The 18381-nt window shown below is 47.5% G+C and carries 21 protein-coding genes, 1 other RNA gene and 1 pseudogene; 3 read left to right on the top strand and 20 right to left on the bottom strand.

Annotated features, from left to right (window positions below):
- Window positions 1–178 precede the first annotated feature (178 nt).
- The gene (locus AYO36_RS02455; protein WP_064299446.1) at window positions 179–826 is read left to right on the top strand and encodes a class I SAM-dependent methyltransferase; all 648 of its coding nucleotides are present in this window, start codon (window positions 179–181) and stop codon (window positions 824–826) included.
- Window positions 827–1113: 287 nt separating this feature from the next.
- Here AYO36_RS02455 and AYO36_RS02445 read toward each other — a convergent pair whose 3' ends face one another.
- From AYO36_RS02445 to AYO36_RS02375, 14 genes and pseudogenes are all read right to left on the bottom strand, one after another.
- A complete protein-coding gene (locus AYO36_RS02445; RefSeq protein ID WP_064299444.1) occupies window positions 1114–1386 on the bottom strand; it encodes a hypothetical protein in 273 nt (90 codons plus the stop codon).
- A 119-nt stretch (window positions 1387–1505) separates the two neighbouring features.
- The gene (locus AYO36_RS02440; RefSeq protein ID WP_064299443.1) at window positions 1506–2324 is read right to left on the bottom strand and encodes a DUF2785 domain-containing protein; all 819 of its coding nucleotides are present in this window, start codon (window positions 2322–2324) and stop codon (window positions 1506–1508) included.
- Window positions 2325–2383: 59 nt separating this feature from the next.
- Complete coding sequence (locus AYO36_RS02435; protein ID WP_064299442.1) at window positions 2384–3301, bottom strand: proline dehydrogenase family protein; 918 nt, start codon at window positions 3299–3301, stop codon at window positions 2384–2386.
- 84 nt (window positions 3302–3385) lie between these two features.
- Window positions 3386–4060: a TVP38/TMEM64 family protein gene (locus AYO36_RS02430; RefSeq protein WP_064299441.1), complete on the bottom strand. Its 675-nt coding sequence runs from the start codon at window positions 4058–4060 to the stop codon at window positions 3386–3388.
- Window positions 4057–4716 carry a PAQR family membrane homeostasis protein TrhA gene (gene trhA, locus AYO36_RS02425; RefSeq protein ID WP_035396436.1) on the bottom strand — a complete coding sequence of 220 codons (660 nt, stop codon included), beginning with the start codon at window positions 4714–4716 and terminating at the stop codon, window positions 4057–4059. The genes AYO36_RS02430 and trhA overlap by 4 nt, the downstream gene beginning before the upstream one ends.
- A gap of 218 nt (window positions 4717–4934) precedes the next feature.
- Window positions 4935–5550: pseudogene (gene hisIE / locus AYO36_RS16985) on the bottom strand (bifunctional phosphoribosyl-AMP cyclohydrolase/phosphoribosyl-ATP diphosphatase HisIE).
- Window positions 5547–6296 carry an imidazole glycerol phosphate synthase subunit HisF gene (hisF, locus tag AYO36_RS02410; RefSeq protein ID WP_053454147.1) on the bottom strand — a complete coding sequence of 250 codons (750 nt, stop codon included), beginning with the start codon at window positions 6294–6296 and terminating at the stop codon, window positions 5547–5549. The pseudogene hisIE and the gene hisF overlap by 4 nt, the downstream one beginning before the upstream one ends.
- On the bottom strand, window positions 6290–6994 hold the full coding sequence (hisA, locus tag AYO36_RS02405; RefSeq protein WP_035396350.1) for a 1-(5-phosphoribosyl)-5-[(5-phosphoribosylamino)methylideneamino]imidazole-4-carboxamide isomerase: 705 nt from the start codon (window positions 6992–6994) through the stop codon (window positions 6290–6292). Before hisA ends, hisF begins: the two co-directional genes overlap by 7 nt.
- On the bottom strand, window positions 6967–7554 hold the full coding sequence (gene hisH / locus AYO36_RS02400; RefSeq protein ID WP_023469185.1) for an imidazole glycerol phosphate synthase subunit HisH: 588 nt from the start codon (window positions 7552–7554) through the stop codon (window positions 6967–6969). The genes hisA and hisH overlap by 28 nt, the downstream gene beginning before the upstream one ends.
- Window positions 7551–8132 carry an imidazoleglycerol-phosphate dehydratase HisB gene (gene hisB / locus AYO36_RS02395; protein WP_035396348.1) on the bottom strand — a complete coding sequence of 194 codons (582 nt, stop codon included), beginning with the start codon at window positions 8130–8132 and terminating at the stop codon, window positions 7551–7553. Before hisB ends, hisH begins: the two co-directional genes overlap by 4 nt.
- Window positions 8105–9076 carry a pyridoxal phosphate-dependent aminotransferase gene (locus tag AYO36_RS02390; protein ID WP_064299440.1) on the bottom strand — a complete coding sequence of 324 codons (972 nt, stop codon included), beginning with the start codon at window positions 9074–9076 and terminating at the stop codon, window positions 8105–8107. The genes hisB and AYO36_RS02390 overlap by 28 nt, the downstream gene beginning before the upstream one ends.
- The gene (gene hisD, locus AYO36_RS02385; RefSeq protein ID WP_064299439.1) at window positions 9076–10293 is read right to left on the bottom strand and encodes a histidinol dehydrogenase; all 1218 of its coding nucleotides are present in this window, start codon (window positions 10291–10293) and stop codon (window positions 9076–9078) included. Before hisD ends, AYO36_RS02390 begins: the two co-directional genes overlap by 1 nt.
- The gene (hisG, locus tag AYO36_RS02380; RefSeq protein ID WP_023469189.1) at window positions 10290–10901 is read right to left on the bottom strand and encodes an ATP phosphoribosyltransferase; all 612 of its coding nucleotides are present in this window, start codon (window positions 10899–10901) and stop codon (window positions 10290–10292) included. The genes hisD and hisG overlap by 4 nt, the downstream gene beginning before the upstream one ends.
- A complete protein-coding gene (locus tag AYO36_RS02375) occupies window positions 10902–11723 on the bottom strand; it encodes an ATP phosphoribosyltransferase regulatory subunit (RefSeq protein WP_035396343.1) in 822 nt (273 codons plus the stop codon).
- A gap of 122 nt (window positions 11724–11845) precedes the next feature.
- On the opposite strand from AYO36_RS02375, the gene hisJ reads away from it, so the two are divergent.
- Window positions 11846–12640: a histidinol-phosphatase HisJ gene (gene hisJ, locus AYO36_RS02370; protein ID WP_064299438.1), complete on the top strand. Its 795-nt coding sequence runs from the start codon at window positions 11846–11848 to the stop codon at window positions 12638–12640.
- 38 nt (window positions 12641–12678) lie between these two features.
- On the opposite strand, the gene AYO36_RS02365 is transcribed toward hisJ, so the two are convergent.
- From AYO36_RS02365 to hxlA, 3 genes are all read right to left on the bottom strand, one after another.
- Window positions 12679–13452: a hypothetical protein gene (locus tag AYO36_RS02365; RefSeq protein WP_064299437.1), complete on the bottom strand. Its 774-nt coding sequence runs from the start codon at window positions 13450–13452 to the stop codon at window positions 12679–12681.
- Window positions 13453–13624: 172 nt separating this feature from the next.
- Window positions 13625–14173 carry a 6-phospho-3-hexuloisomerase gene (gene hxlB / locus AYO36_RS02360; protein ID WP_064299436.1) on the bottom strand — a complete coding sequence of 183 codons (549 nt, stop codon included), beginning with the start codon at window positions 14171–14173 and terminating at the stop codon, window positions 13625–13627.
- Complete coding sequence (gene hxlA, locus AYO36_RS02355; protein ID WP_023469194.1) at window positions 14174–14809, bottom strand: 3-hexulose-6-phosphate synthase; 636 nt, start codon at window positions 14807–14809, stop codon at window positions 14174–14176. It abuts the gene before it with no gap.
- A gap of 203 nt (window positions 14810–15012) precedes the next feature.
- Here hxlA and hxlR point away from each other — a divergent pair, with 203 nt between their 5' ends.
- Complete coding sequence (hxlR, locus tag AYO36_RS02350) at window positions 15013–15378, top strand: transcriptional activator HxlR (protein ID WP_029342458.1); 366 nt, start codon at window positions 15013–15015, stop codon at window positions 15376–15378.
- A gap of 56 nt (window positions 15379–15434) precedes the next feature.
- Here the strand turns inward: hxlR and AYO36_RS02345 are convergent, their stop codons facing one another.
- The 3 genes from AYO36_RS02345 to ssrA all read right to left on the bottom strand — a co-directional run bounded on the left by AYO36_RS02345 (window position 15435) and on the right by ssrA (window position 18345).
- Window positions 15435–15944 (bottom strand): GNAT family N-acetyltransferase, encoded by a 510-nt coding sequence (locus AYO36_RS02345; RefSeq protein WP_023469196.1) that lies wholly within the window; start codon window positions 15942–15944, stop codon window positions 15435–15437.
- A gap of 64 nt (window positions 15945–16008) precedes the next feature.
- On the bottom strand, window positions 16009–17469 hold the full coding sequence (locus tag AYO36_RS02340; RefSeq protein WP_231884637.1) for an RNA-dependent RNA polymerase family protein: 1461 nt from the start codon (window positions 17467–17469) through the stop codon (window positions 16009–16011).
- A gap of 517 nt (window positions 17470–17986) precedes the next feature.
- Window positions 17987–18345, bottom strand: a transfer-messenger RNA (tmRNA) gene (ssrA, locus tag AYO36_RS02335).
- Window positions 18346–18381: the final 36 nt, after the last annotated feature.

Below are 18381 nucleotides of genomic sequence, written 5' to 3'. Positions count from 1 at the left end.
ACCCCCTGAGTTTAAATTGAATGAACAACCATTCATTATACTGACAAAAAAAGAAGCCGAACGACTTTGGTGTGCTTCTTCTACATCTTCATCATAAATGAATAATGATTCAGTAGCAATAAAAAATCAGTCAATGGACAAATTTTCCTGTTAGACTGATAAAAAGGAGTGGATAGAAATGAGTCAAACCGAACATGTATGGAATCAAAAAGCCGCCGACTGGGCGGATCGCGCTGACGATATGTGGACGAACGGCAGTCGGAAAACCGTTTTGCCGTTCTTACGAAAAACAATCACCGGTGGTCGTTTGCTTGATCTCGGTTGCGGTGATGGGGCAGCCTGTCGCTTACTGACACCGGACTTTCAGACAGTCGGACTCGATGTCTCAGACGAGATGATCCGAATCGCGCGTGAGAAGTCACCCGAGCAGACGTTCATCGTTGGAACGGGTGAAGCATTGCCGTTCGCCGATCATGCGTTTGATGTCGTCCTCGCCGTCAACTCACTTGAATGGTCGACACGTCCCGTAAAGGTTTTAGAAGAAATCGAACGTGTCGCCCCGCTTGTCGTCATCAGTCTACTTGGTCCGACAGCCGCTCCGCGTCAACTTGCTTATCGTCGTCTCTACGGTGAGGAAGTCGCGATGGGGAATACGATGATGCCGTGGGAACTGCTGCAGCTAGCTAAAGAACGGGGTTGGACGTTACTCGATGAAGCAATCATCCAAAAGGAAGGCGCCGTCATGACGGGGCATCGGTTACTGGATCAAGCCCATGCTTTCTCGTGTTTATTTGCTTTTCAGACGACGGCTGTAAGGGAGAGATAAATATGTCACACAGTACCTTTTATACGTCTATATTAATAGCTTTATGTATTGTTTTTTTATTTTACATTGATGCTCTCGATGTTCTAGAAAGATGGCAATTCTTCCTACTCTTTATTGGTCTCTTATTCTGTATACAGGCATTGGGGGACCGTTTATTTCGACGTTATCGGGAGAAACGTTTCCAACCACAAACTACTGTCTTCTTAATGATTGGTTTATTTGCTGGGATGGTGTTTCTAGGTAATATCATTTGGCCATGATGCGAAATGATCGATGTAACGCACTATTCACCTCACTGTCTTCTCACCCGCTTTCCTCAGGCGAGACACAAGCCAGTCTTCCTCATCCTTCGGATAACGAATCCGGGTCTTGTTTGTCTCTGACAGCGCGAGATGAAACGTCGCGCTTTTTCCTGTAGGAGTCGGGTGAAGACATGTGAGGAGGGTGAACGTATTTAATACTAAAAGCGATCGATTCCATTGACGGAAATCGATCGCTTTTGATGTTTGTTCATTTAGGACGAACCGGGCATCTTCGACTCCTGCAGGAAAAGGAAGCATGCACCATGCTTCCGTCAGGGAAGAGGAAGACCCGGCAAATCACATGGAATGTGAGCTGCCGCGGCTTACTTCCCGCCTGAGGAAAGCGAAGATGCTAGGGACGTCCGGTATACTATGCTTTATCCTCCGTGCGTTCGCTGATGTACCTGTCGCAACCACTCTTCAATTAAGACGAGATCCGATTGTTCTTCCCATTTCAGTCGGAAATAGAGTGTCTGTAGCATCTGTTTGACATTACGATACGTCGTCCACTCCGCATCTCCCCATGTCACGTCACTCACTAACCACTCCTGAATGATCTTTTCGATTCGTTGTAATAGGACATCTTCCGACAGTCCATGGTGACAAGCTTGCAACCATGCCGTCACCATCCGGTCCGCTTCTTCATCAACATAGAGATAATCGGACCGTGTCAACTGACGAATCATCGCATCAATCGCTCCGAGTTCCTCTTGTGGACGACTGGCTGGGTGCGTAAACCAAACCGCATAGACATCTGCGATATGTGCCATGCTGTGTGCCCACCCCATTCCGTCAATGAATCCACGGACATCCTTTTCTTGCTGCAAATAGGTTTGTAAGTAAGTGGACAGCCGATCCAACTGACTTTGCGTCAATAAGTGTCGGGTTTTGTACATCACTAACAATTCACCGAGTGCTAATGCTGAAAATGATCGCGTCAGAACAGCTGTTGTGTCCGCTGTTCCCATTCTATACATCAATCCATGCCCGCTTAAAATAAAATCGAAAATTCGATTGGCCTCTTCTATCGTAAAGGACTCTGATGCGATATAGGTCGCTAACTGCGGATAGATCAATCCATCTCGTAACTCAGAATCCGTCGAACCGATATGTAAAAGTAACTCATCGAGTAATCCAGGCGTTACATTCGCGTCTTGTTGTAGCAGTTCCTTTAACTCTTGTTCTGTGCGCACCATTCTGTCCTCTCCTCTCTGAATCAAAAAAAGACGATGCAACGTTGCATCGCCTTCTCTTCTTATCCTTTGACCATTCCTTTGAGAACGAAGGCAACGTTTGCCGGTCGTTCTGCTAAGCGGCGCATGAAGTAACCGTACCAGTCACGGCCATAAGGAACGTAGACACGGACTTTATAGCCTTGTTTGACGAGTTCGAGTTGACGCTCGACCCGGATACCAAATAACATCTGGAATTCGAACTGGTCTTTTTCGATCCCATTTTCTTTAGCGTGACGGATGACTTGCTCGATCATCGCATCGTCATGCGTTGCGACGGCAGCATAGTTTCCGAGTGATAATTGTAACTTCACGAGCTTGATGTAGTTGTGGTCGACATCTTCTTTCTCTGGGAACGCAACCGTTGCCGGCTCTTTGTATGCCCCTTTGACGATCCGAAGATTCGTCTCGAAGCGTCCGACACGTTTGATGTCATCTTCCGACCGGTAGAGGTATGACTGGATGACTGTTCCGATGTTATCGAAAGATTGGCGCAATTCTTCAAACAATTGAATCGTCTTTTCACAACGTGGCTCATCTTCCATATCAATCGTGACGAAGACACCGAGTTCTTTCGCCCGCGTTAAGATCCGTTCCATGTTCGAGCGGATCAATTCGTCCGAGATATCGAGTCCGAGTGATGTCAGTTTCAACGAGAGTTGCGAGTCTAATTTTTCTTCCGCAATCATCTCAACCGCACGAATACATTCTTGTGTCATCATCTCTGCTTCCGCTACCGTCGAGATGAACTCCCCTAAATGGTCCATCGTGACGCATAACCCTTTTGCGTTCAATTCCTGGATCGCCCGTTTCGATGCTTCCAATGAATCCCCTGCCACGAAGCGACTTGCTCCGAATTTAAGCCCGTATCGCTTGGCGAGACCGTTCAATGTCTTGTTTTGCGATAAGAAGATAAAACCATCCCGTAGTACTTTTTCCATCACTCATGATTCCCCCTAAATAAATGCTAGGCTGTTTTACCGTATCGGTTCACATCTCTGCACTCATATTATGCCATAAAGCGCTTACATACGCTCTTTATTTCGTTTATTTTTGAGAATCCGTTGAGCAACAAGTCCTACGGCAAAGAATAGGACATATAGTCCGATCGCAACGAAAAATTGCCAGGAGAACGGATCGCGCAGGCTTGAGCCGATATTGTTGTAAACGAACGCACCGGGAATGATCCCGAGATAGTTGGCGATAGCGAACTGTTTAAAGCGGATTTTCGATAGACCCGACGCGTAGCTGATCGCGTCAAACGGAAACAGTGGAATCAATCGAACGACGAGCACAACGAGAAAGCCGTTCGTCGCAATCCGTTCGTCAAGCACGTTCAGCTTCCCTTTCCCGATCAACTTCTCGACGCCACGGCGACCGAGCAACCGGGCGATCCAAAAGCTGAGAAAACCGCCGGTACCGGCACCAATGACGTCGAGCAATGTCCCGAGCCACGGTCCGTACGTATACCCACCAAATAACGTCAACAAGCTCGCTGGGAAAAAGACGAGTGGTCGAATCGTGTAAGCGAGTACGTAAAGCAACATCCCTGTCAGACCTTGATCCCGTACCCAATCCGATAATGCTTGAATGTCGAATTGCTCCAACATTCCCGACATCCGGAAATACAGGAGCAATCCAAGTCCAAACATAAAATACAGCGTGAGCGGGAGCCAGTCCCGGAGCCGTAATTTTTTCATGACATTGTCGCCGGAGCAACGTAATAGAAAATCGACAGGAAGATCAACACACTACCAGCAAGGACGAACAGATGCCAAATCGCGTGGTTATACGGCAAGCGTGCCCAGACGTAGAAGATGACGCCGAGGGAGTACGCAAGTCCACCACCGAGGAGCAATAAGAATCCTTGTAATCCGAGTGCTTCATAGATCGGCTTGATCGCAAACAGACAACACCAGCCGAGGATCAGATAAGACGCATTCGAGATCCAGACATATTTACCGGTCGAATAAAGCTTCCAGATGATGCCGAGCGTCCCGACACCCCAGACGATCCCGAGTAACGTCCAGCCGAGCGGACCACGGAGCGTGATCAAGGCGAACGGTGTATAACTACCAGCAATCAAGAGATAGATGCCAGCATGATCTAAAATTTGTAGAACCTTGTTTGCTTTCGTATGCATCAGCGAATGCATCAAGGTCGAGAACAGATAAAGGAGAATCATCGTTGCCCCGAAGATACTGACAGCAGTGACGTTCCAAGCGCTGCCGGATTTCGTCGCCTGCAGGATCAACATCACGAGCGCGACGATACTGAAAATGACACCCAATCCGTGTGTAATGGCACTGGCGATCTCCTCTTTCAAGGAGTCACCTTTCGCGAGTAGCTCTTCGATCGTTTCTTTCGATTGTTGCTTGATCGTTTGCTTAAGTTCTTTTTTGGTAACCAACCGAACACCTACTTTCTAATGACACAAGACTAACACTTTGATTATACGCTCTGAAGCGACAGCGTGCCTATCGAAAGATTCTGTCGATTTGATGACAACCGTCATCTGTTTGTCTTTTCCCGCTTATACAAAAATCCACACCGTCTATGCGATGTGGATGTCGTTTACCATTGTTCAATATCCGGGCGATCCTTGAACGTCGATTTTGTACCGTGACGTTCGTTAAGGACGGCTTCGACTTCTTTGAATGAGACACCGCGCTCAGCGAGCAAGACCGTTAAGTGATACAACAAGTCTGCTGTCTCTTCTGCTAACGTATCGTTACCAGCAAGAACGACTTCAAATGCCTCTTCACCGAACTTCTTCGCGATCTTCTCATACCCAGAAGCAATCAAATAGTTCGTATAGGATTCTGCTTCTTTCGCGTCAATCTTCGCTTTGACCGTCTGTTCCAGTTCGTATAACATCGGGCACCTCCACTTCCGTATAGAAACAACTGCGATTTCCGGTATGGCATGTCGGACCATTCGCTTTGACCGTGATCAAGAGACTATCCTGATCACAATCGATCCACATCCGTTTGAGTTCAAGCGTGTTCCCGCTCGTCTCCCCCTTTGTCCAGAGGCGATTCTTCGTCCGCGAGAAGAAGGTGACGAGACCGGTCGCAAGCGTCTTATCATAAGCGGCTTGGTCCATGAAGCCGACCATCAAGACATCGTTCGTCTGTTCGTCGACGACGACGGCAGCGACGAGTCCTTTTGAAAAATTCAATGTCGTCATCGGACTTCGACTCCCCGTTCTTTGAGGTAGGCTTTCGTTTCCGGCATCGTGTACGTCGCTTCATGGAAGATCGAAGCAGCTAAGGCTGCGTCAGCGCCTGCTTCCAATCCTTCCGCCAAGTGATCGAGTGTCCCGACACCGCCGGAAGCGATAATCGGCACGTTGACGACTTCACGCAGACGACGGATCAAGGCGAGATCATACCCGTCTTTTGTTCCGTCAGCGTCCATCGACGTGACGAGTAACTCGCCGGCACCGAGGGCGACAGCTTCCTGTGCCCACTCGATCACGTCACGTCCGACGGGTTGTGTTCCACCGTGAGAGAAGACACCCCATGAGTCACCGGTCTGCTTCGCATCGATTGCGACGACCGTCGCTTGGACACCGAACAGGCGGCTGACTTCTTGAATCAGTTGTGGATTTTGAAGCGCTGATGAGTTGAGTGAGACTTTGTCAGCACCGGCACGAATCAAGCGTTTCGCGTCTTCGATCGTCTTGATTCCGCCACCGACCGTAAACGGCATATAGATGACTTCTGCGACGCGTTCGACGATATCAAGCATCGTCTCGCGCCCTTCTTGCGTTGCTGAGATATCGAGCAGGACGAGTTCATCTGCCCCTTGTTCGTAATAATACTTTGCGACGGCAACTGGGTCACCGAGATCACGTAGATTCTGGAATTTGACCCCTTTGACGACACGTCCTTCCTTGACGTCAAGACAGGGAATGATTCGTTTCATCAGCATACGCGCAACACCTCTTTTAAGGCAAGTGATCCGTCGAGTAACGCCCGACCGACGACCGCTCCGTCCATCCCGATTTCTTTGAGGCGCGCGACGTCATCGACTGTCGTCACACCACCGGAAGCAATCAATTCGACCCCTTCCCGCTTTAGACGATCGAGTCCATCAACGTCCGGTCCCATCATCATTCCGTCACGCGAAATGTCTGTATAAAGGAACGTCTTGATGCCTTTGCCGATCAGGTGTGTCATTGCCTCTTCAAGCGTCCAACCGCTCGCTTCGAGCCAGCCGCGTGTTTGAACGATACCTTCTTTGGCATCTAACGCAACAGCCAGTTTATCACCAGCGAGAGCAATCATCTGCTCGAGCAACGCTTCATCTTCTAGGGCGACCGTGCCGACGAGAATCCGGTCGATTCCGGCACCGACGTATGCTTCGACGGTTTCGATGTTACGGACACCACCACCAGCTTCGACGAACAAACCGGTCTCCTTTTTGATGTCGGCGATCAAGCTCAAGTGCAACGGTTCGCCGGCCTTCGCACCATCAAGATCGATCAAGTGGATCGCTGTCGCCCCATCTTCCTTAAAGCGCTTCGCAATCGTCAACGCATCACCGAAGAATGTCTGTTGGTCAAAATCTCCTTGCTTCAGGCGTACGGCCTGTCCGCTCATTAAATCGATTGCTGGGTAGAGTTGCATGTCGTCTCTCTCCATTCCTTCAGTAGTTTCAGTCCGACTTCGCCACTCTTCTCCGGGTGGAACTGCATCCCTGTGACTTGTCCTTTTTGAACGATTGCCGGAACAAGACGTCCGTATTCAACCGCGTCGACGATCCATTCTGGGTCACAAACAGCGCCGTACGAGTGGACGAAATAGACCGCTTCGCCGTGGTTCGTCAGCTGGTGCCAACCCATGTGCGGCAAGCGGACGTCATTCGGTAATTTTTCGATCGTTCCCGGTAAAATCCCGAGACCTTCCGTCAGTCCATCTTCGTCACTTGATTCAAAGAGCAGTTGCATCCCGAGGCAAATCCCAAGAAACGGTTTCTTTTCCGCTTGTTCTTTTAAGAAGTCGACGAGTCCCGTTTCCTTCAGGCGCTCCATTGCCGGTGCATAAGCACCGACACCCGGTAAGACGAGTGCTTCCGCTTGGTCGAGCAACTCCGTGTCACTCGTGACGATGACTGCTTCGCCGAGCTCCTTTAACGCCCGCTCGACATTCGCGATATTCCCGACGCCATAATCGACGATTGCTATCATTGATCAATCAACCCTTTCGTAGACGGTACGCCTTCGCTCGTCACGGCGACTGCCTGACGGACGGCCCGACCGAGTGCTTTGAACAACCCTTCGATCATGTGATGCGTGTTCGAGCCATATAAGACTTCAGCATGAATCGTCATCCGGGCACTGCGCGATAAGCCTTGGAAGAACTCTTCTGCGAGTTCCGTATCAAAGTCACCGAGCTTCGGATTCTTGAAGCTAGCACGGAAGACCGTGAACGGACGACCGCTGAAGTCAAGGACGACCGACGCGAGTGTCTCGTCCATCGGCACACGGGATTCACCGTAGCGTTCAATCCCGGCTTTATCGCCGAGCGCTTCCGTCAACGCTGCCCCGAGAACGATCGCGGTATCTTCGACCGTGTGGTGGGCATCGATCCACGTATCACCTTTTGCGGTTACCTTCAGACCGATTCGAGCCTGGAAGGCGAATAACGTCAACATATGATCAAAGAAACCGACACCGGTCTTAATCTCAACCGGACCTCCTGCGAGATCGACCTCGACCTTGATGTCTGATTCTGCACTTACTCGTTCGCTTGCGCCACGCCGCATCGTAATTCCTCCTCTACACACGTTTCTAATACTTGCATTGCTTCTGGTGACCCGCAACTGACACGGAATGCTTGGTTAAACAAGCGGATCCGTAATCCGGCGTCAGCACAACGCTGCGTAAAGCGTTCGGCTTCTGGATACTCGACGTAGACGAAGTTCGCTGCACTGGGATACGTCTTGCCGATTGGGGCAAGAATCCGTTCGATTGCTTCACGGCTCGCATACGTTTCCTCTAAGACCCGATCGAGTTCCGGTTCTGCCATGATGGCGATACCGACAGCTGCTGATAGACCAGAGACGTTATATGGTGATTTAATCTGTTCGATTTCTTCAATGATTTGTTCGCTCGCGATGACAAAACCGAGTCGGAGCGATGCGAGTCCGAACGCTTTCGAGAGCGTCCGTAAGATGATCGCTTTCGGATATTCCTCGAGTAAGTGAAGCATCGACTGTTCGAGCGCGAAGTCGATGTACGCCTCATCGATGACGACGTATTTGCCACTGTCGAGCAACCGACGGATGTCCGCTTCCTTGCGGAGGACACCGGACGGATTGTGCGGGTGACTCAAGAAGATGATCTCCCCCGGTGCTGCGATCAATCCGTCGACGTCAAGCGCCATCTCGTCGAGTAACGGCACGCGTTCAAACGGTGCCCGTGCTCGGTCAGCGTAGAACTGGTACATGACGAAGTCCGGTTCCGAGGCGATGACTGGCATCCCGGGTCCGCCGTAGCGGGCACATAAGTAGCCGATCAACTCATCCGAGCCGTTCCCGGCGACGAGTTGCGTCGGACGGACACCAGCGTATGTTGCGTACGATGTCTTAACTTGATCGATGATCTCGACAGGATATTCATTTAAAGGGAACGTTGCGATCAATTCCTGGATCGCTTCGATCCCGACTGGACTGTGGGTCGTGAATCGTTCGTTTTGGTGTAATCGCATTAGTCTTCCCTCACTTCGATGGCTTGTGCGTGTGCTTCGAGTCCTTCAACCCGGGCAACGGTCTTCGCTGCGTTCGCGAGACGTTGTACGCCTGCGCGTGTGGCTTCGAGCATCGTCTGGTGACGCAGGAATGTCCGCGCTGATAATCCAGACGCAAAACGAGCTGTACCGGACGTTGGTAAGACGTGGTTCGTTCCGGCGACGTAATCACCGAGCGTTTCTGGTGTCTCGTGACCGAGGAAAATCATCCCGGCGTGACGGATCGATTTGACGACCTCTTGCGGATTGGCAACGGCAAGTTCCAAGTGCTCCGCTGCCAAACGATTCGCTTCTTCAATCGCTGTTTCGAGTGGAGCGACGAAGACACCACCGTTTTCCATCGCACGACGGGCAATCTCTTGACGCGGCAATTGTTGTAAGCGCCTCTCGATTTCCGTGTCCACCGCTTGTTTCATCTCTTCCGTTGGCACGAAGGCGATTGCGACAGCGTCACGGTCGTGTTCGGCTTGGGCAAGTAAGTCGGCTGCGATCCGGTCCGGATGCGCTGTTTCGTCCGCGATGACGACAACTTCCGATGGACCGGCAACCGAGTCGATGCCAACAATCCCGTAGACTTGGCGTTTTGCTTCAGCGACGAAGCGGTTCCCGGGTCCGACGATCAAGTCGACGGCTTGGATGCTTTCTGTTCCGAATGTTAGCGCGGCAACAGCTTGCGCTCCACCGATCGTATAGATTTCTGTCACACCAGCGATCCGTGCCGCAACGAGCACCTCGTCACTTAAGTTCGTCATCGGCGTCACCATGACGACCCGTTCGACACCAGCGACTTTTGCTGGAATGGCGTTCATCAAGACCGTCGACGGATAACTGGCTGCTCCACCTGGAACGTAGATCCCGACCGAATCAACAGGAACGAACCGTTGACGTCGTGTCACGTCTGCCTCGACGAGTTCGATGTCCGACGGCAGTTCTTGTTCGTGCCATTCGACGAGTCGTGTCGCCATCAACTTCAACGAGTCGATCAAGTTGGCGTCTGCCTGTTCAAAGGCTTGCGTGATCCGTGTTTCACTGAGGCGGAAATCTTCAAGATCGACCTGATCGAATTGGTTCGTATAATCGCGGACAGCAGCGTCACCGTCTGTTGCGACGCGTTCGAGAATCGCGCGGACCGCGAGCTCCGTGTCGCGATCGATGCTGAAAGGTTTTGTCGGTGTCATGATCGTGTCACTCCTTCTGTCAATTGCTCCAGCAAGCGGATGACTTCAACCCGCTTCCGTTTTAACGTCCATTCGCTCGTAAAGAATCGAGCGCTGATATCGATGATTTTTTCGTATTCGTTTAGTCCGTTCGCCCGTAACGTCTCACCTGTCTCGACGATATCGACGATCGCGTCAGCGAGTCCGAGTAACGGTGCTAACTCGACCGAACCGTTCAACGGTACGATGTCGACGTCGACACCGAGTTCGCTGAAGTAGCGTTTGGCGATGACCGGATATTTCGTCGCAATCCGGACGCGGCGTCCGCCTTCGAATTGTAAAGGCTCCTTCGCACAGACGGACATCCGGCAGACACCGAACGGCAATTCTGCTAGTTCCGATAGTTCTTGATCCGATTCAAGTAAGATGTCACTGCCTGTGATCGCAACATCGAGAACTCCTTGAGCGACGTACGGAATCAAATCCGATCCTTTCATGAAGACGAATTCGTGCTCGCCCCGTTTGACGATCAGTTCGCGTTCAATGGCTCCCCATGTCTCGACGCCAGCTTCTTTTAGATAACGTTCTGTCGCTTTCGACAGCCGTCCTTTCGTAATTCCGATTCGCATTTAGAGCACCTCCGCCAACCGTTCGACCGAGAATCCGATGCCGAACGCCTGTTGTTCTTGTCCGAATTGTTCATAAAGTCGGTCGTAGCGTCCACCGACGAGGACGGGTTCCGTCACACCTTCGATGAAACCGTGAATCGTGATCCCGTCGTAGTACGTCTGTAAGCCCATTTGTCCGAAGTCGAGATCGGCATTAACGGCTTCCGCGAGATCAAGCACGGCATTGAGTCGTGTTTCGTCGACGTACGGTAAGATCGTTTCTGCCCCTTCACGTCCGAATAATAAAGGTAGTTTTGCAAGTAAAGCATCATCGAGTTGACCCGCGATCCGCTTCAGTTCGATGACGTTACGTAAACGGAGCATCTGCGTCACTTGGTCGCGTAAGTGGTGATCACCGACACGCGTCTCGATCAAATGCTCGATCAATCCGGCATCACCAATTGAGAGTGTGACTTCTTTTCCTGTCAGTTCCTCGACGAGTCGGACCGCGAGTTGAATTGCTTCGACTTCTGCGATTTGTCCTCGTTCCTCGAATCCGACCTGGAACTTCTCTTCCGGTTGAAAGACGGAGCCACTGTAGAAGACACGTTTATATTGTTCGCGACCACGTTCGCTAAGGGCACGCGCGACACTAGTCGTAAAATCCATCCGAATCTGTTCCCGTCCACCGATTTCCTCAATTAAGGGGGTGATTAATCGGGTATAGTTAGATTGTTCGAGTCCATCTTCGAGCTGACGGATGACCTGTTGGAGCCGCGTTGCCGAGGCACCGACGTAGTCCGTCGCTCCATCCTTGAGTCGAATCGTAGAAAATGATTGCATACTCCCACTCCTTTATCTTATTATCACTGTACCACGCTAAATTATTTAACGATAAGATACCGCGTTTCGGGCACATTGTCAATCGCTTTGCTTGCCAATTCTAAAAAATCGGAGGGTTACTCATGCAATTATTGAAATGGGACGGTCACGTCCACAGTCCATATTGTCCACACGGTACGAAGGATCCACTCGAAGCCTACATCGAGCGCGCGTTAGAACAAGGCTTAGAACGAATCAGCTTCACGGAACATGCCCCTTTACCTGAAGGTGTGACGGATCCTGCACCAGATAACGATTCCGGAATGTCGTTCGCGACAGCCGATGCCTACCTGAAGGAATTGACACACCTCCGCGCGACATACAAGAATCAGATCGACATCCGGATCGGGATGGAGTTCGACTACTGGGAAGGGCATGTCGACGGTACGCGTGACATCATCGCTCGCTACGCTGACGTCTTGACCGACGGCATTCTCTCACTGCATTACTTATACATCGATGAGCAGTATTATGGCGTCGACTTCAGCAAGGAAAGCTTCGGTGAGATCGTCACGAAACTCGGAAGCGTCACGGCCGTTCACGAACGCTATTATGAAGGCATCCAAGCCCTCGTCATGACGGACCTCGGTGCACACCAGCCGAAGCGACTCGGTCACTTGACGTTACCGACGAAGTTCATCCAAGCCTATCCGCTTGAGTCGAACCCAACGAACCTCGACGACACGTTACGGAAGATCCGTCAGGCAAACTTCGCACTCGACGTCAACACGGCAGGACTCCGGAAGCCGTTATGTGGTCTTTCCTATCCTTACCCGGAACTCCTGCAAGTCACGCAGTCGTTATCGATTCCGCTCGTCTATGGATCAGATGCCCATCTCGCAAAAGATGTCGGTGCTGATTTTGATTTCAAATGGTAAACAAAAATCCGGATGCCGTAGCGTCCGGATTTTTTTGTTTAAGAATACGGGAAATCAGCAGCGTCGATAGGAGCAATCGATCGTGCTAATTTTTTTAATTGTGCTAGCGACACGTTACCGGACAGGAGGACGATTTGATTGTCCTCGACGTAATAGAGGTTCGTTCTCTTTTGTTTCTGCTGGAAATAAGCCGTCTGTCCGTTCGCAAGCGTCGTTTCCTTCCAGTCCTCGCCTTGAACGTCTTGCTTCGGAACAACGGTTAGCAGAATCGTTTGGGACTTCGTGTGGAAGAACCAGACGCTATCGTCCCCATTAAGAGTTGAACTACTCATAATCGCTTGGAATGTCGAGAACGGTAAATTCAAGCCGCGAGTCGAACCATCATCTTTTTTAATATTTTGAACGTCGTCATGTAAACCGCCTTTTAAAATCCAGTTCCTCTCTTGCTTGGTATACTCTAGTACAGCAAGACGATCTGCTCCTTTTGGGTAATGCAGCGTTACGTAAGCATGATTTCCGACAACGATACTGCTCCAGATATCGCGTTCAGTCGGATACGCTTTTGTTCCATCTTTAAAGTAAAACGTCACGTGACGACGGAAATCCGCTTCAAACGAATCCTGTTCTGAAAAGTCTTCCGCTTTGATTCGTTGCACGATGGCATCGGGATTATTTACATCTTCAGCAGTATTATCCTCGATCCAGTGTGACCTAAGCTGATTCAAAGGCGGAACTTGGTCCGGTTCTGCACAACCAGTTAAGATACTTGCAGCGAGTAATGCACTGATTACACCAATCCGTTGAAATCGCATGTCAATCTCCTTTTCCTCTTTTTTCCTTTCTTTCATTATCGCATGCTTCAAGATCATACTTTTAAGAAAACTGTAAAAACAGGGGAAGGAGAATCTTCGAATGTATAAATTTCTACAGACAAAAACAGACTAGCCCTCTTCTATTGAAGAGAACTAATCTATTTCGTGTGCATCACTCTAAATTGGCGTGTTTCCCATACATCGTTTGCGAATCGAGCTGCTTATCTTCCATGATCTGTAGAATCAAGGCATCATAGAACAACAACATCGTCTGTTCGAACAACGATCCCATCGGTTGAACCGTCTCGTCCGCTGATGCCGTTTGTTCTTTCGGAACTCCAGGCAATTGGACGACCAAGTCGGCTAATCGCGCTAACGTTGACGTCCGATTGATCGTGACGACGGCAACCGTTCCACCAAGTTGCTGTGCTTTCTCGACGATTGGTACCAACGTTTTCGTCTCACCCGATCCGGAACCGACGATCAACAAGTCACCCTCGCGTAAATTCGCCGTGACCGTCTCGCCGATGACATAAGCGTCGAGTCCCATGTGCATCAACCGCATGACGAACGCTTTCCCCATCAAGCCGGAGCGACCGGCTCCTGCGAGAAAGATTCGGTTCGCTTGCAGCACAGCGTCTGCCAGTTCTTTTGTCTCCGTCGCATCGATTGCTTCGACCGTCGAAGTCAGCTCTTCGATAATCGTTTGAATGTGTGTCATTTACGCCTCTTGTAGCATCCGGTGCATCGTTGACGCTGTTTCTTGTTTATCATCTTGTCCTGTGATCCCACCACCGACGATGATCAGATCAGGACGTGCAGCGATGACTTCCGGTAACGTCTCCATCTTGATGCCACCCGCAACAGCTGTTTTTGCATTTGTCACAACCGACTTGATCGTCGCAAGATCTTCGAATGAGTTTTGACCGACTGCTTGGAGATCGTACCCTGTGTGGACACAAATGTAGTCGACGCCTAATGCATCCAGTTCTTTCGCACGTGTTGCGATATCTTTCACAGCAATCATGTCGACGAGAATCTGTTTGCCTGATTTTTTCGCTTCTTCGACTGCTCCTTTAATTGACATGTCTTCGGCTGCACCAAGGATCGTCACGATGTCAGCACCGTGTGCGACAGCTTGGCTGACTTCGTAGCCAGCAGCATCCATGATCTTCAAGTCAGCGAGGACTGTTAAGTTCGGGAATGCGGCTTTCATTTCTTTAACGGCGCGGAGGCCTTCGTTGATGACGACCGGTGTGCCGATTTCAACGATATCTAAATTGTCTTCCCCGATTTCTTTGACTAAAGCAATCGCACCTGCTGTATCGACTAAATCAATTGCGAGTTGTAATTTCATTTGTATCTCTCCCGTTCTTCTCTGTATTGTCGTACCTGACACTTCCTTCAGACGTTCAAGAAGGAACAGGACTAAATATAATCCGCAGGAGCATTCTTGAGAAGTACGCACTTTTAATTTACATAGTGCGGTTTTTCATACATAGTGCGGAAAAGTATACTGTCGACCGGAAGAAAGACTATACTGAAGCAGGAGGTGGATCGATGCCACATTTTGAAGATCGTCAGTTTAACTGTGAGAAGGAATTGACCCTCTCAATCATCGGGGGAAAATGGAAGATGCTCATTCTTTGGCACTTAGGCAAGGAAGGGACGAAACGCTTCGGAGAACTGAAAAGTCTGATGCCCGGGATCACGCAACGGATGCTCGTCAATCAACTGCGCGAACTTGAAGACCACCACATTATTCACCGGGAAGTCTATCCGGTCGTACCACCAAAGGTCGAATACTCGTTGACGCCACACGGTCATAGTTTAATGCCGATTTTAGATGCGATGTATGACTGGGGTAAGGATTATGCAAAAAACGTTCTGGAGATCGACTTCGAACAACAAAAGATATCCCCATAAAAAAGATGCTCATGGGTCTCGTCTCTTTTTAGAGATAAGTCCACTGAGCATCTTTTTTAGGATTCTTCGGTCGTATAAATCTTCGACATTGCCAGTTCATCAACGTATTCGCCATCGATGAAGAGTGACGCAATCCGTGTCCCTTCGATGTTAAAGCCAAACTTATGATAGAGCTCGATTGCCCGCAAGTTATCCTTTCGAACCGTCAACTCGAGTCGAATAAGACCTGCTTCAATGGCAAAGGCATCAACCGCTTCAAGTAGACCTGCACCTAGACCACGACCCGTATAGGCATCTAGCAAGCCGATGACAAGATTCGCGCGGTGACGGATTCGACTCGGTTCACCACCGACGACGAGCACATACCCGACGAGTTGTTCGTCGACGTCCACGACGAAGATATCCGAGTTCGCAGCCTGACCGAACTTCTCGATAAACGCCTCGGCCTGTTCCGTTGAAAGGACGCGTTCTTCCGGCTCATACAACATATATTTCGTTTCCCGATCAATGCGTCGCATCAAGTCCGATAAGGCTTTTCCGTCCATCAACGTGGCACGTCGTATCATGTTTTACACCTCATTAATCTAAAATTATAATTAATATTAAAATATACGACTAAAAAATATACGACTAGTTTTTTAAATTTTGTCCATACATTTCTTTGTTATCTTTAAGCCTTTTATTTACTTTATACCAATGTCTTTTTACTTGTTGCCTAATTTGAACATCTACAGGAAGTGCCTTCATTATTTTTTCTGCTTTATAAGAATATGAAATAAAATTTCCATAGCCTTTATAATTCATCCCTAAATGAGTATATAGACCATAAAGACTTTTCATATAAGCATTTCTGTTGTAAACATGGTGTTTCTTAGCTAAAACCCTAGTTTTTCTGTAGGCACGATTATAATATTTAAACAAACTTTTCTCCCTAATCTTTATTGAATTACCATCGAATACAAATCCTAAGTAATCTAACTTAGATGATTGCCCCTCGAGAGTAGTCATTTTTCTATCAGAGTAACTAAGCAATATAGTTTTTTCTTTTTGTAATTTTAAGTCTTTATATCTAGAAATTTTTTCATAAATTTCATTTTTTATTTGATCCATCTGGTGTTCGTCGACATCAGGAATTATCCAAATTAAGTCGTCGCAATATCTTCTATACAAACCATTTAATTTTTTAGTCCATTCATTCATTTCTATATCAAATTTTATCAGTCTAATATTAGAACAAACGGAACTTACTCCAGAACCCTGAGGAATACCAAATGTTTTTATGGTTTCAGGATAAACTTTTAGTTGATTAGATTTAATTAAATTTCTAAAAGTATGCATACTCATATAGTTTTTTATTTGTTTCTCTTGTATTAAATTATCTATATCTATGTCTTTTTCATTTTTTATAGATAGCAAATATCTATCAAGGTCTTCTTTTTCTAAATACCTAAATTTTGTAATTGATTTAAATACATTATAGATATCTGCAGGCAACTCTCCGACATTCAATAATTGTTTTAAAGATTTTTTTAATTCGTCATGAGATATATTGTCGAAAAAAGAAGAAAAATCTAAAGCAATAATCAATGCATTTTTTTGTTTTAAAATAAACTCAAAAACTTCTTTAGAGAAATGTATATTGTTTTTTCCTTTTTTATTATCTCTATAAGCAATCGAGCATTCATCAATATTATATTTTATAGCAAAATCGTTATAATACATATTCAAAAGTTCACCATAGTATTTATATATATAACTATCAAAATGTGATGCATAATAAATCTCTCTTTTTTTGGGCTTTATATATTTATATTGTCCTTGATTAAATTCATTACTACTTGTTTTAAGTACTTTTAAAGTTTTATTATTATGACCTTCTATAAATGTATATTTTTTCAAATCTATACTGTAATGTATAAATGGTAAAAAAGCATGCTTTTGAACATATTCTTTATCTTGAATCAGTTCAAAAGCACGCCTTCTTATTGTTTTATTATGAGTCGGAGTGTACATGTTTCCAATAAAAATTTTTCTATCAATATGTAAATAATTTTTTGGATGATAATTTTTAAATCTTTCTAAAGTTTCCATGACTACAGGCTCCTTTAATTTAGAGCTAAGAAGGCATTAACCGGGTCTATTAAAAATCGCCTTCTCAGCATAAATAAAAATCAATCACTATTCTAATCATTAGGATGAAAACAGCAATCGGACCCAAATAAACAATTATTGTATAATCATCATGTGATACTTGTGATGAATATAGGAGATGATTCAGAAATGACGAACAGAATCTTCTACTGGGTCGCCGCCGTGTTGCTTGACGTCTCAGGAGACTATCTGGTTGACAAGTTGAAACAATTCCTTTGCGTTTCTAATCAATACGCAACACTATTATTTTACTTTATATCCATAAAAATCACAAACTGTGAATAAAGATTTTTATATTTTTAATTTAGGTACTTAATTTAATAAATGTATTTGTATTTAGTCATATGTATTAATACCTTGTATTTTTATGATAAATCTAAAGATACTTTAATTTTCAAGTAAAAAGTGCCACACCTAAATTGGTGTGACACTTTTCTTGAAATCCACTGATTTCGTCGTATGGAGACGGTGGGAGTCGAACCCACGTCCGAAGGCATCGTATACTTAAGCTTCTACGTGTGTAGTCAATTTATTGGGATCTCGTCGTCAGGCTGCCAATTGACAGGCGTCCGTCCGACCAGTCTGATTCCATCTCTTCTCTTTCCCTCCAGACGGAAGGGTCCAAGCGTAGCCTGTTTAAAGTGAGACCCTAGAAATCAGCCGACCAGGCGACAGCTGCTAGGATCCGCAGTTGCTATTACGCTGCTGCGAGTTGTGTGTTAGTTTTGCCAGTTATGGCTGGTGCGTTTTAACGAGGCCGACCCCTCGACACGCCACAGAAGACCGAACTACCCCCGTCGAATCCGTAACGTCCCCAAGATAATAAATTGGGGCTTTCCGAATACTAATATT

Source organism: Exiguobacterium sp. KKBO11, from assembly GCF_001644945.1.
GTDB classification, from domain to species: domain Bacteria; phylum Bacillota; class Bacilli; order Exiguobacteriales; family Exiguobacteriaceae; genus Exiguobacterium_A; species Exiguobacterium_A abrahamii.
The sequence above is the reverse complement of the archived record's forward strand: the minus strand, read 5'-3'. Positions and strand labels throughout refer to the sequence as shown.